The 14,478-nt window shown below is 37.4% G+C and carries 12 protein-coding genes; all 12 read left to right on the top strand.

The window, feature by feature from the left end:
- The first annotated feature begins 149 nt into the window (after positions 1–149).
- The 12 genes from CDZ94_RS11200 to CDZ94_RS11145 all read left to right on the top strand — a co-directional run bounded on the left by CDZ94_RS11200 (position 150) and on the right by CDZ94_RS11145 (position 14,303).
- A complete protein-coding gene (locus CDZ94_RS11200) occupies positions 150–1,322 on the top strand; it encodes a flagellin N-terminal helical domain-containing protein (protein ID WP_096437059.1) in 1,173 nt (390 codons plus the stop codon).
- A gap of 663 nt (positions 1,323–1,985) precedes the next feature.
- A complete protein-coding gene (locus CDZ94_RS11195; protein WP_096437057.1) occupies positions 1,986–2,627 on the top strand; it encodes a GntR family transcriptional regulator in 642 nt (213 codons plus the stop codon).
- A 107-nt stretch (positions 2,628–2,734) separates the two neighbouring features.
- Positions 2,735–3,805, top strand: a complete 1,071-nt coding sequence (locus CDZ94_RS11190) for a DctP family TRAP transporter solute-binding subunit (RefSeq protein ID WP_245415730.1) — start codon at positions 2,735–2,737, stop codon at positions 3,803–3,805.
- 159 nt (positions 3,806–3,964) lie between these two features.
- Entirely contained in the window at positions 3,965–4,438 is a 474-nt protein-coding gene (locus tag CDZ94_RS11185; RefSeq protein WP_245415729.1) for a TRAP transporter small permease, read from the top strand.
- A complete protein-coding gene (locus CDZ94_RS11180; RefSeq protein ID WP_096437051.1) occupies positions 4,435–5,715 on the top strand; it encodes a TRAP transporter large permease in 1,281 nt (426 codons plus the stop codon). The genes CDZ94_RS11185 and CDZ94_RS11180 overlap by 4 nt, the downstream gene beginning before the upstream one ends.
- 12 nt (positions 5,716–5,727) lie before the next feature.
- Entirely contained in the window at positions 5,728–6,075 is a 348-nt protein-coding gene (locus tag CDZ94_RS11175; RefSeq protein ID WP_096437049.1) for a cupin domain-containing protein, read from the top strand.
- Between the two features lie 86 nt (positions 6,076–6,161).
- The gene (locus CDZ94_RS11170; RefSeq protein WP_096437047.1) at positions 6,162–7,115 is read left to right on the top strand and encodes a D-2-hydroxyacid dehydrogenase; all 954 of its coding nucleotides are present in this window, start codon (positions 6,162–6,164) and stop codon (positions 7,113–7,115) included.
- A gap of 21 nt (positions 7,116–7,136) precedes the next feature.
- Complete coding sequence (locus CDZ94_RS11165; RefSeq protein ID WP_096437045.1) at positions 7,137–8,837, top strand: M20/M25/M40 family metallo-hydrolase; 1,701 nt, start codon at positions 7,137–7,139, stop codon at positions 8,835–8,837.
- Between the two features lie 13 nt (positions 8,838–8,850).
- Complete coding sequence (locus CDZ94_RS11160) at positions 8,851–10,128, top strand: aspartate aminotransferase family protein (protein ID WP_096437043.1); 1,278 nt, start codon at positions 8,851–8,853, stop codon at positions 10,126–10,128.
- 11 nt (positions 10,129–10,139) lie between these two features.
- Positions 10,140–11,567, top strand: a complete 1,428-nt coding sequence (locus CDZ94_RS11155; protein ID WP_096437041.1) for an NAD-dependent succinate-semialdehyde dehydrogenase — start codon at positions 10,140–10,142, stop codon at positions 11,565–11,567.
- 25 nt (positions 11,568–11,592) lie between these two features.
- On the top strand, positions 11,593–13,002 hold the full coding sequence (locus tag CDZ94_RS11150) for an FAD-binding oxidoreductase (protein WP_096437039.1): 1,410 nt from the start codon (positions 11,593–11,595) through the stop codon (positions 13,000–13,002).
- Positions 12,999–14,303, top strand: a complete 1,305-nt coding sequence (locus tag CDZ94_RS11145) for a (Fe-S)-binding protein (RefSeq protein ID WP_096437037.1) — start codon at positions 12,999–13,001, stop codon at positions 14,301–14,303. Before CDZ94_RS11150 ends, CDZ94_RS11145 begins: the two co-directional genes overlap by 4 nt.
- Positions 14,304–14,478 lie beyond the last annotated feature (175 nt).

The following is a 14,478-nucleotide window of genomic DNA, read 5'->3' as shown; positions in this document are numbered from 1 at the left end:
ATTAAACATTGGGGCCTTTCGTCCGATATAAGAAGTGTCAAGTTCACAAAAGAGGACGGCTGCAGACGTTCTCCAACGTGAACACCAAAAACGAATCTTCCAATCACAAGGACGTGGGAGGAAGCAAAATTCAAGGAGGAATTTTTATTATGATTATTAACAACAATATTCCAGCGTTGAACACCCACCGTCAAATGGGTGTTAACCAACAAGCAAACCAAAACTCAATGGAGAAGCTATCCTCAGGTATGCGTATCAACCGTGCTGGCGACGACGCAGCAGGTCTAGCAATCTCTGAGAAGATGCGTGCGCAAATTAATGGTTTGGATCAAGCAAGCCGAAACTCTCAAGATGGAATTTCTTTAATTCAAACTGCAGAAGGTGCATTAGACGAAACTCACAGTATTCTTCAACGTATGCGTGAACTATCTGTACAATCTGCTAACGATACTAATACTAATGAAGATCGTGACGAAATACAAAAAGAAATTGATCAATTAAGTGCTGAAATTGACCGTATCGGCAATAACACTGAATTTAACACAAAAACTTTAGTTTCTGGAGACTTAGGTATTGAAACTGATTTTACTAGTGATAATGTTTCCTTTGCTACGGATGTTAAAGCTAGTGGGAATGTTACAGAGCAAGACTATGGAATAACTCAACAACTTACTTTTGATGATGAATCAGCTGCAGATGAAGCTGATGGAGTATTTGAAGAAGTCACTTTTGCTATCACTGATGAGGAAGGTACTGCTGTCGGTGATGTTACATTTACTGCTGCTGAGATAGAAGAAGGAACTCTAACAAAGTCTGTAACTGGTTCTAATGGAGAAGTTTTTGAAGTTTCTGTTGATGCTAGTATTCTAGAAGAAGAAGGAGATGGAGCAGCAGCTGCTTCTACTGCTGATACTGTAGGAGTAGAAGATAACTCACTGAAATTTCATATTGGCGCAAATGATGGACAAAATATTTCAGTTGATTTATCTGATATGAGATCAGAAGCTCTAGGAGTACACAATCTTGATGTGACAGATCAAGAAGGGGCTGATGCAGCAATTGCAACACTTGATAGTGCAATTGAATCAGTGTCTGCTGAAAGATCAAAATTGGGTGCGGTTCAAAACCGTTTAGAGCACACAATCTCTAACTTAGACAACGCTTCTGAGAACCTATCAGCTGCGGAATCTCGTATCCGTGACGTTGATATGGCTGCTGAGATGATGGAAATGACTCGTTCAAACATTCTTTCTCAAGCTTCTCAGTCAATGTTAGCTCAAGCTAATCAACAACCACAGTCAGTACTACAATTACTTGGATAATTTTATTATTCAATAATTAATAAAGGCTCTAGCTTAGGCTGGGGTCTCTTTTTCATAATACAAAGGCGTTTTTGAGTGAAATAATGGATATTGCTATAGTATAAAAACAGAGTATGTTGGTAAGAGGTTAGATATCAACTTTAATTGGATAATATACATGAACGAGCTTAAAAATAGTCAAGGGATAACTGTATGTGGGGTTTATTCTAGACTAACGAATGGGAAGTTAGTTATTCTCAGAGATAATATTGTCAATACTTAAATATGAAGCATTTTCATAAAGGGAACAACTTAAAAATAAGACATATATCACAAAACTGAACGTACGTTTGTTCTATGAACAGTAGATGTTCAAGTAACAAGCAACGACGCCTCTACTTCCAGTTGGGAGAAGGGGCTATTTCTATATTATAAAATGTAAAATATCGGTAAGTGGGTTTTTAAAGAGCTATAGAATGTGCTAACAAAGAGGCGAAGTTAACTACAAAGAGTAGTGACTCCAAAAGGATAAGGAATCTAATGATCACTTCCTAGATCTCGCTATTTACCTGAACAAATAAAATATTTGGAAAATTTATAATTGACAAACATTTATTTGTGCAGTATTCTGTATACAGTATACAGAATGTGGTATTCAAACTTAAAAATAAAAAGGTGAAAAAAATGAGAAAAATTAAACCGACTGAAACACTTGCTGAAAAAGCTTATAAAGAAATTAAACAAGCAATAATTGCTAATGACTTTCAGCCTCTAGAAATTTTAGCTGAAGAACGACTTGCTGTTAATTTGGGAATTAGTAGAACTCCGATTAAAGCTGCATTAAATCAACTAGCATTTGAGGGTCTAGTAGAGATGAAACCAGGACGTAAAGCTAGAGTAAGTAAGATTTCAATGCAAGATGTAGTTAATTTTCAAGTCATACGTGAATCTCTAGAAACTTTAGCTGCACGTTTAGCTATAGAACACATTGATGAACAACAGGTTGAATTATTAAAAGATATTTGTGACCAACAAAAGGAAGCAATTGCTGAGGATAATTACAGTAAATTCCTTGAACTAGATAACGAATTCCACTTTTCAATAGCTGGTTTTTCTAAGAATGAACAATTGAATGACTATATAACAAATCTAATTTATCAAGTACAAAGATTTTTGATTTTATCAAGTACTTTACAAGAAAGTGCTAATGGAGCAGTGGAAGAACATTTGCAAATTGTCGAAGCCCTAAAAACAAAAATACCTTTAGAAGTAGAAAAACAGATGAAGTTACACGTTCAAAATGTAACTAAACGCATTTTGACATAGCAGTATAAATTAGGGGGGATACATAGGTTGAAAAAAGTATGCTCGGTTTGTATTTGTAAGCGGTTACGATGAATTTAGCTGTATAGTGGTGAATGGACTTATTTCAAATGCTTGCAAAACTAAATGGGAGGATTATAAAAATGAAAAAAAATATATTAATTTTAATAAGTACTGTAATGCTAATGGCAATTCTTATAGGTTGTAATAGTGAGACTTCAGGAAATGAAGAGGGTTCAGAAAATGAAACGAGTAATGAGGGAGAAACTGTTGATTTACAATTAGGTCATGCTTTATCAGAAGGGACCCCGGCATCTGACTTAATAGAAGATATGGCTGAAACAGTTCATGAAGAAACTGAAGGTCGTATTAATATAGACGTCTTTCCAAATAGTCAACTAGGATCTGAAACAGAAATGTTAGAACAAGTACAATTGGGAACTATGGAATCAGCAGCGATTATGGTCGGGTCTATGCAATCCCTAGACATGCGAATGGCAATTGAAGATTTACCATATATGTGGAATGACATTGAAGATGCACGTACTGCATATGAGGGTGAATTTGGGGATTACTTAGCAAATGTGATGGATGAGCAGGGTATGACAAAAGTATCTTTTTTAGAGTGGGGATTTAGACACGTAACAAATAATAATCAGCCAATTGTTAATCCAGAGGATATGGAAGGAATGAGTATTCGTGTTGCTGAAACAGCCTTACGTGTTGATGCATTTGAACAAATAGGAGCTTTACCAACTGTAATGGCGTTTAGTGAAGTTTATGGAGCTTTACAACAAGGTACTCTAGATGCACAAGAAAACCCACTTGCGAACATCGCTGCACCTAATTTTGATGAAGTTCAAGACTATTTATCACTAACAGGCCACTTCTATAATACCATTATGATGGTAATAGATAACGATACTTGGGATAGAATTTCACCTGAAGATCAGGAAGTTATCCTAGCAGAAGGTGAAAGGATTTCCAAAGAAGTTCAGAACATTAATAACGAGAGTGAAGAAGAGTATCTTGAAGAATTAGCTGATAGAGGCATGATCATTAATGATGATGTAAATACAGAGGCTTTCCGCGAACAGATGTTACCTGTTTATGATGAATGGGAAAACGAGAATTTTGGGGAGGAGCTAATGGATATTTATAGAGATGCTTCTGGATGGTAATTCATTTCGCCTCTCTGTTTAGGCCAAGTTTTCTAAACAGAGAGGCCACTTTATAGCCTTATTCACAAATTTAGTTGCTCCTTTTTAACGCTTCAGAAACTCTTGAGTTTGCGAAACTCAGATAGAAGAAATTGATTCAAACTAAAGGAGAAAAATATGTTGACAAAAGTTACAGAAAAAATAGTTAAGTTATTGTCTATACTTTGCATCATAACGATTACCGGATTAACTATTATTGTCTTCGTGCAAGTATTTTCAAGGTTTATGAAGATTTCTTTACCTGGGACTGAGGAGATAGCACGACTTCTAGTTGTTTGGCTAACTTTTTTAGGAACTAGTTTAGCATTTCATGAAAAGATGCATTTATCAGTTAGTTACTTTGTGAATTTAGTGAATGTAGGTCTCCGTCATAAAATCGGTTTGTTGATCCATGGAATAATGATATCGCTTTTTAGCGTTTTAATGGTATATGGATTCAGACTTACAATTGCAGCAATGGACACTACATCTTCAACATTACAATTACCGATGGGATTATTTTATCTTGTTATACCAGTCAGCTCGATATTTTCTATCTATTTTATAGTGGTTAATATGTTGGATTCCTCTAATAAAGGAGAGACTACCACATGATTATTATAATTTTAATTTCATTCTTTGTTTTACTCTTCCTTGGTATGCCTATTGCCTTTACGATGGGGTCTGTTACCGTCGGGATGTTGTTACTAGGTGATGTCTCATTAGAGCTGATGGTACAAAGAATGTTTGCTGGGGTAAATAACTTTTCATATCTAGCATTACCACTTTTTATATTAGCTGGAAATATCATGGGCAAGGGAGGGTTAACAAAACGGTTAATACGCTTAGCAAATGCAATAGTAGGTAAACTTTCTGGTGGATTAGCTATGACGTCAGTTGTTACTAGTGCATTATTTGGTGCAGTATCTGGTTCCACTGTTGCCACAACTTATGCTGTAGGTTCAGTTGTTGTTCCTAGGATGAAAGAACAAAAATATAGCAATGCATTTACTGCTAGCTTAATAGGACCTGCTGGTGTATTAGGGTTAATTATTCCACCAAGTATAACCATGGTAATACTTGGGATAACAGCGAATATTTCTATTGGAGAACTATTTATAGCAGGCCTTCTACCTGGGATCCTACTAACTACATTAATTTGTGTTTATGCAGGATTTATGTCCAAACGAAAAGGTTATGGTGTAATTGAACAGGAAAAAATAAGTGGAAGAGAATTCCTTGAAATTTGTAAAGAGGCGTTTTTACCACTTATGACTCCTGTAATTATATTAGGTGGTATTTTTAGTGGTCTAGTGACAGCGACAGAGGCTGCAGTCTTAGCAGTGTTATACGGATTTATACTTTCATTGTATTATCGTGAATTAACCTTTAATAATTTCAAGGGAATCATGGTAACTTCGGCAGTAACTTCCGCAACTATTTTAGTAATTATTTCAGTTGCAAATGCATTTAGTTATGTCTTAACTGCGAATAGGATTCCTGCTATGATTTCTGATTTTTTCTTGCAATATGCAAGCACACCCATCCAGTTTTTATTAATGGTGTCGTTGGTTTTATTTATTTTAGGAACTCTAACGGAAGTAACTTCTTTAATAATTTTACTTAGTCCAATATTCATGCCAGTAGCCATGCAGTATGGAATAGACCCTATACATTTCGGGATGGTATTAATTATGAACTTTGCATTAGCAAATATTACTCCACCAGTTGGATTATCTTTAATTGCAGGGTGTAGTATTACAGATAAAAATATGGGTATAGAAGATATGTTTCCTTATGTGTTACACGTCATTTGTATTGTAGCGATTATTGTCTTAGTTATCATTTTTGTTCCAAGTATATCAACAGTTCTTCCAAATTTGTTTGGATAGAGGGTGAGGGTAATGATTAGAAGAACAGATGAAAGGTTGATTGTTGAAAATCCACATGGGGGTGTGGGAAGCATCGGAATTTATAAACTATTAACTTCTGATGACACAATGGATAAGGTTTCTCTTTTTGCGAAAGTCATTATTAATCCCCAAACTACAATAGGATATCATCAACATATTGGCGAAGCTGAGACTTATTACGTACTGAAAGGTGAAGGTTTTTTTATAAATAGCCAAAAAGAGCGTATCCCAGTTAAACCTGGTGATGTGTGTTCTATTGAAGTTGGACAAAGCCATGGCATGGAAAATCCTCATGACAATGAGATGGAAATCATGGCTCTAGTTTATCCTGAGAAGTAGGTTTATTAGTAAAAATCGTTAGCTTTGAAAGTGATATTTTACTAGTTTTTCCTTATTATCTATCCATTTTCAAGGGAGGTAGACTGATGATTGTTAGTACAACAGATGAGATTTTAGATCATCACCATGAAAAAGTAAAAAAAGAAACAGGGGAAGAGATCTACACCTATCCTCATATTGACGCTATTCCAGCAGAGATTGAAAAGGATATTGAAATATTGATAACGTACGGGAATGACTTAACGGACCGTAATATTTTACGCTACCCTAATTTGAAATGGATACAAATGTTAAGTGCTGGTTTGGAGGATTTACCTTTTTCCACCTTACGAAAACAAGGTCTACTCGTCACAAGTGCGAAAGGAATTCATGCTATTCCCATGAGTGAATATATTATCGGAGGCATGCTCCATTTTGAAAAGCACTTTCACCGTTACTTGCATTTACAAAAAAATCAAGAATGGGAACGAGAAACGTTGGTAGGGGAATTAAACGATCAATCTGTTCTTATTTATGGTACGGGGACGATAGGAGTTAAGATCGCTGAAAAAGCAAAGTTTTTTGATATGAAGGTTCATGGTGTCAACACATCAGGACGTCCTGTAGCACCTTTTGATCATGTACATACCTTAGAGCAGGCTGAAAAGAAGGTTCATGAGTATGCCTATGTGGTCATTGTTCTACCTTCAACGAAAGAAACAAAAGGAACCTTTTCAGGTGACTATTTGCAAAAATTACATAAAGATGCGGTATTGATTAACGTTGGAAGAGGGGATTTGATTGATGAGGATGCGTTAGTTGATTTATTAAACGAGCGCAAGATAAGAGGAGCGATTCTCGATGTATTTCAAACAGAGCCTCTTCCGAAAGGGCATGCTTTATGGACATTAGAGAATGTCATTATCACTCCGCATATGTCTGCAAAGTCTCATCGTTACCTTGGGAGATGTATGGACATCCTACTATCAAACTATAAAAAGTATCAGTGTGAACAACCTGATGAGATGATCAACAGAGTTGACCTTAGTCGGCATTATTAGAGAAGGGAAGTGTTCTGAAAGATGCAGTCTGTACAGAGAGAAAAACAGATCAGTCCAAAAGAACTTTACTTGAAAGTCAAAGAGCTGCCAACACCTGAAAAGATTGAAGAAATAACTAAAGCCCTCGTTGGGATTAAAAGTATAAATGGAACATATGGAGAGGTTATCATTGCAGACTTCCTATCTTCATTTATGAAGAATATCCCCTATTTTTCCCAATACCCTGAGCTCATCTGGGAACAGCCATTGAAAGATGACCACTTGGGGAGAAAAAATATTTTTGCTTTTTTAAAAGGGGATGTAAAGAGCAAAAAGGTAGTCCTCTTTCATTCTCACATGGATACCGTGGGAGTAGGTGATTTTGATGGAAATAAGGATGAGGCATTCCAGCCAGACGTTTTAAAGGCTCATTTTGCTAAGCAGGACAATAATCAGGAACTGAAACAGGCAGCCCTTAGTAATGAGTGGATGTTCGGTAGAGGATCTGTAGATATGAAAAGTGGAATTGCGGTTCACTTAGCAAATCTTATGCATTTTAGTGAACAAGCTGATCAACTTAAAGGAAATATTCTAGTCATGTTTAATCCTGTGGAAGAAAACGAACATACAGGTGTCATTGACTCTGTAGAGGAATTATTAATACTAAAAGATGAAAAAAAATATGAGTTTATGTTAGGGATTAATAACGATTTTATAACAGGTTTATACGAAGGCGATACAAACAAATATATTTATACTGGCGCTGTCGGGAAATTACTTCCTTGTTTTTATATTTATGGAAGAGAGGCACATGTAGGAGAAACGCTGACCAGCGTAGATCCAACACTTATTTCAGCAGAAATTAATCGCAAAATCAATAATAATATGGAGCTTGCTGAGAATATCCAAGGTGAATTAGTGTTGCCACCCGCTTGTTTGTATCAACGTGATAATAAAGACTTTTATAATGTTCAAACTGCATTAAGCAGTTATATGTATTTTAATTACTTTGTTTATAAAGATAGTCCTAATGAAGTTATGGAAAAACTTCTTACAAAAGCAAAGCAAGCGTGTCTAGAAATGGAAAACCATATGAAGAGTCAGTACCAAACATTTTGTGAAGTGACAGAAGCTCCCACCTCACCAAACTTAAATTGGAAAATTGACGTCCTTTCCTACAACGAGTACACAAGCGGTTTGGTAAGTAAGGGCATTGATGTTAAAGCCATTAGTAAAAAGGTCGTCAAAAACAATGTTGGTGTAGAAAAACGGGAATTATGTTTTAAAATCTTAGAAGAGTTGCAGAAAGAAGACCCAGACAAAAGCCCAAGAGTCGTAATCTTTTTCGCACCTCCTTATTGCCCACACAATTATTTGAGGGATGAGGTAGAAGGTGAAAAAGAAACATTAAATTTAATTCATGATGTTCTAGAAAATTTTGAGGAAGAATCAAGTGAAGTATTCAAAGTAAAGAAATTCTTCCCCTATCTTTCCGATAGTAGCTACCTCTCTTTACATGATACAAACACCGAAATAGATAGTTTGATAGAAAATTTTCCGGAGTTTGAAAAAATATATCCAGTTCCTGTTCATGATATTCGAAAGCTCAACATTCCTTCAATTAATATAGGTGTTTATGGTCAAGATGCACATAAACGGACAGAGAGAGTGTATAAGCCATATTCGTTTCAGACTCTTCCCTACATTATCCGTAATTTAACTGAAAAGATCCTAAATCAATAAGGAGGTACCACCCATGCTAAAAACACAAGCATCCCTTTACGAAAGAGCACAAAAAGTCACCCCACCAATCGCTCAGCGTGCGACTCAATTAGGTGTAGTGAAAGCAGAAGGAAGCTATCTATTCGGAGAAGATGGTAAAAAATATCTTGATTTTGCAAGCGGTGTAGCTGTAATGAATGTAGGTCATAATCATCCAAAAGTTATCGAAGCAGCTAAAAGTCAAATGGATGATATGATTCATGGTGGTCATAATGTGGTTTATTATCCTTCATATATAGAACTTGCCGAGAAGTTGAATGAATTAAATGGTGGAGACCACATGGTTTATTTCAGTAACAGTGGAGCAGAAGTGAATGAAGGGGCAATAAAACTTGCCAAAAAAGTCACAAAAAGACCTGCTGTTATCTCTTTCAAACGTGGATTTCACGGACGAACGCTGGCAACAACCTCAATTACTGCCTCGAGTGCGGCTTACAGGAAAGACTATGAGGGGTTAATGCCGAGTGTTTATTATGCAGATTACCCATATGCTTATCATTCTGGTTTACTAGAAGAAGAGGAAGTAAACCGCTGTTTACAACAGCTCGAAGAATTGTTCAAATTCCAAATCGCACCTGATAGTGTAGCAACGATCATATTAGAACCTATTCAGGGTGAAGGTGGATACATTGTTCCACCTAAGGAATTTTTAGTAAAACTTCGCGACATATGTGATCAACATGGCATCCTGTTAACTTTTGACGAAATTCAAACTGGATTTGGAAGAACGGGTAAAATGTTTGCTTACGAGCATTTTGATGTTAAACCTGATATCCTAACGCTGGCAAAAGGAATTGCCTCTGGCTTTCCTCTGAGTGCACTCATCGCGCCTAAAGAAATTATGGAAAAGTGGCCAGCTGGGACTCATGGAGGAACATATGGTGGAAATCCAATTTCATGTGCTGCCTCCCTAGCATCCATTGAAATCCTCGAAACGGAAGGGTTAAAAAATGCTGGAACGATGGGCAGATATTTTAAAGAGAGATTACTAGAGATAAAAGAAGAGCATAGTGGAATTGGGGATGTCAGAGGCCTCGGATTGATGCTTGCAATGGAGCTAATCAAAGAAGACGGAAGCCCTGATTCAGAAAGATTAGGGAAACTTCGAACTTATGCTCAAGAGCAAGGTGTCATTCTCTTAGGGTGTGGTACCGAAAAAAATGTGATTCGATTTATTCCACCAACTACTGTAACAAAAGAAGAAATAGATCTCGCTTTATCAGTGGTAAAAGAAGGGTTAAAAATTAATTAAGGAGTGATTCGATGTTATATATAGATGGACAATGGGTTCAGGCTGTTTCCGGCGAGGAGTTAGAAGTTATTAATCCAGCTACAAAAGAGGTCATTAGTAAAGTAGCACGAGCTAATGGAGAAGATTCGAAGTTGGCAATTGAATCTGCTGAACGTGCATTTAAACCTTGGAAACAAAAGCCGGCAAAAGAACGTGCATCTTATTTAAAAGATGCTGCAGCTTATTTACGTGAGCATATCGATAGTCTTGCAGAGACTGTAACAAAAGAAATGGGTAAACCTGTTAATGAAGCAAAGGGTGAAATTAATCTAGCGATAGACTATATAGATTGGTACGCAGAGGAAGCGAAAAGGGTATATGGCGAAACGATTCCAGCTTCTCATAAAGATAAACGGTTAATGGTACTTAAAGAACCAGTTGGAGTTACCGCTGCCGTAACACCTTGGAATTTTCCAGTTGCAATGATTACGAGAAAAGTTGCACCTGCTCTTGCAGCAGGTTGTCCAGTCGTCATTAAGCCTGCATCAGCAACCCCACTTTCAGCAATAAAAGTATTCGAAGCTTTTCATGAAGTTGGACTCCCTAAAGGGGTAGCCAATCTGGTTAGTGGTTCTGCTTCGAAAGTGGTTGGTGAAATGACAAGAAATCCGGCTGTGAAAAAGATTACCTTTACGGGATCTACGGAGGTTGGAAAAAAATTAATGCGTGATTCTGCCGATACCGTTAAAAAAGTATCGATGGAACTTGGCGGTCATGCACCATTTATCGTATTTGAAGATGCTGACATTGATAAAGCCGTTAAAGGTGCAGTTGCTAGCAAATTTAGAAATGCCGGGCAGACATGTATTTGTACCAATCGAATTTATGTACATGAAAACATTGCTGAAGAATTCGGCAAAAAACTTTCAGGAATGGTATCTCAATTAAAGATAGGAAACGGCCTTGAAGATGGCGTTGCAATCGGACCACTCATTGATGAAGGTGCGTATGAGAAAGTGGACGAACATATTTCCGACGCTAAAGAGAAAGGTGCTAAAGTATTATGTGGTGGTAAAAAAGCAAGTGTAGACAATCAAAATGGGTGGTTTTATGAACCCACTGTATTGCAGGGAGCAACCGATGAAATGGTCATATCTACGGAAGAAACATTTGGTCCAGTCGCTCCAATATACACCTTCACTACTAAAGAGGAAGTAGTAGAAAGAGCAAATCATTCTGAATATGGTTTAGCTGCCTATTGCTATACAAAAGATCTTAACCAAGCTTACTTTATGATGGAAGAATTAGAGTACGGCATCGTAGGTATTAATGATCCAATTCCAACAACTGCCCAAGCACCTTTTGGAGGGTTAAAAGAAAGCGGAATCGGAAGAGAAGGTGGCCATCACGGAATCGATGAGTATTTGGAAGAAAAATTCGTATCATTGAATATAGGCTAATCACCTTAGAAAGCTGGTGGACAGGTTGAAAAAAAAATGGCATAAGAAACTAGATAAAGTCATCAAAGACAATAAACGTATATTAACTAAATCAGCTGACTTACTAAGCTATGGTTTTGACGGGTCATTTGGTCAATTTAAACCTGAAAGGGTTGTCCAACCGATAAGCCGTGAAGAGGTTGCTGAAGTATTGAAACTAGCGAATAAACATAGTATCCCTGTCTATCCTCGAGGACAGGGAACTTGTTTAAGTGGCGGGCCTCTCCCTGTAAAGGGAGGTATTGTTCTAGATACTTGCCGAATGACTTCAAAGTTAATCATAGATTCAGAGAATTTAACGGCAGTGGTTTCACCAGGGATCATCACCTCAAAAATAAAAGAAGCTGTAGATAAGGAAGGTTATTTTTATCCTCCTGATCCTAGTAGTGCCCATGTGTCGACTATAGGTGGGAATATTGCTGAAAATTCCGGTGGTCCTAGAGGCTTAAAATACGGAGTAACTGGTAATTATGTCCTCGGTCTCGAAGTCGTTACGCCAGAAGGAGAGATTATCAATACTGGAGGCCGTACTATCAAAAATGTAACCGGGTATAATCTTACATCATTAATAGTCGGCTCAGAAGGGACGCTCGGGGTGGTAACTGAAATAACGCTAAAACTGATTCCGAAACCTAAAAGTCGGGTTTCTCTATTAGCTGTATTTGATGATCTGGGTGATTCAGGTCGGGCAATCTCAGGAATTCTTTCATCGGGAATTATGCCGTCGGCTATGGAAATCATTGACAAATATTGTATAAACGCAGTAGAGAATTATAACCCTGCTGGCTACCCAACTGATGCTGCTGCGATTTTATTAATCGAATTGGATGGTCATCCAAAAGCAATTGAAGAGGAAATCCGGCAAATTGATCAAATGTGTAGAGAAATCGGGGCACGGGATGTTCAATCAGCCGTTGAAGAAGGGGAGCAAAACAAGCTTTGGGAAGCAAGGAAGCTTGTTTCTCCTGCCATTGCTAAAATTAAGCCAACTAAAATCTCAGAAGATGCAACAGTACCGAGGAGCAAAATTCCTGAAATGTTTGAGCGTCTAAATGAGATCAGGGAGAAATATAACATTGAACTTGTGGTTTTTGGCCACGCTGGGGATGGTAACTTACACCCTAATATTCTGACGGATAAGCGAGACAAGGATGAAATTAAAAGAGTAGAAATGGCAGTGTCAGAGATTTTTGAAGCCGCGATTGATTTAGGTGGAACGCTGTCTGGAGAGCATGGGATTGGAACAATGAAAGCTCCTTTTATGGAAAAAGAACTTGGACACATTGGCCTTGACATGATGAAACGGATAAAAGAAGTATGGGATCCTAATAATATCATGAACCCTGAAAAGATTTTTCCTGAGAAGGGGCAGTCAAAGTTGGTGTTAACAGAATGAATGAACAGTCTCTAAAAGACCTCCAACAAAAAATAGGCTATGAATATACATTTGATTGTGTCCAATGTGGCTATTGTCTTCCGGCATGTCCTACTTATGAAACAATGGGAAAAGAAACGCATAGTCCAAGAGGACGGATTAACTTGGTCAAAATGGCAGCAGAGGATAAAATGGACATTGAAGAATTACGCGACCCTATAGAAAAATGTCTTGGGTGCCAAGCTTGTGTCACTGCCTGTCCAACGAATACCCAATACGGAAGAATTTTAGAAGGTGCTAAAAAGGTTTTAAATGATACAGAAAAAAAATCTGTTGCTAAAAAGACGACTGAAAAAATTGTCTTTAGTAAGCTATTCCCCTCATCTAGTTCAATGGATATGGTTGGCCATATTATGTGGGGGTATGAAAAGACAGGACTTCAAAAATTAGCGAGAAAAACCAAACTCACTAATCTTGCGCCTTTGCATTTGGGTAAGTTTGAGCAAGTGCTACCATCTTCGGTCTCACCAAAAGAACGTAAGTCAAGAAAAAACTATTATCCTGCTATCGGAAAAGCAAAGTTTACAGTTGCTATGTTCACCGGATGCATCATGGACAGTTCGTTTTTTACGACTAACCAAAATATGATTAAATTGTTAAATTACGCTGGTGCAAATGTTTATATTCCAGAAGAACAGACATGTTGTGGCGCTTTACACGCCCATTCTGGTGAAGTAAACCAAGCTAAAGAATTAGCTAAACTTAATATTGAAGCTTTTGAAAAATACAATATTGAATATGTAGTAAATAATGCAGGAGGATGTGGAGCTCAGTTATCGGAATATGACCACTTGTTATCAGAAGAACCTGAATGGAAAGCTAAAACACACACTTTTGTGCAAAAATCAAAAGATATTAGTACTGTTTTATGGCATTTGGGAGGCTTACCGTTACTAGAAGAGAAAGAAGAGCTGGTTACTTATCAGCCATCTTGTCATCTTACTCATGTTCAGAAAGTAACTCGGGAGCCGAAAGCTTTAATTGAAACAATTCCTGGTGTCATCTTTAGGGAAATGAAAGATGAACAAAAATGTTGTGGTTCAGCGGGGATTTATAATATTGTTAATTATGATGAAGCGATGGATATACTCGATGTTAAAATGAGTCACATGAGACCAACAAAAGCTAACACGATCGTTACAACAAATCCTGGTTGTTTACTGCAAATGAAAATGGGGATTAAACGAGAAGGATTGGAAGGTAGCGTTAGAGCGATGCATTTGGTTGATTTCTTAGCTGAAAGATTAGTGGTAAATAGTTAAACTTTGCGGGTCAACAAGGACAAGCTGATCGACTCATCGAAGGTACAAAAGGTGAAGCAAGCAGCATAGCTGTCCCCCGGTGGAAGAATTAATTTGAATAAGTAATCAAAACGATGAGGAGCGGCCTAGGTGGCTGCTCTTTTTTGTTTTGGGTCAATATCCGAGTAGGATTGTA

Source organism: Alteribacter populi (assembly GCF_002352765.1).
GTDB lineage: Bacteria > Bacillota > Bacilli > Bacillales > Salisediminibacteriaceae > Alteribacter > Alteribacter populi.
The sequence above is the reverse complement of the archived record's forward strand: the minus strand, read 5'-3'. Positions and strand labels throughout refer to the sequence as shown.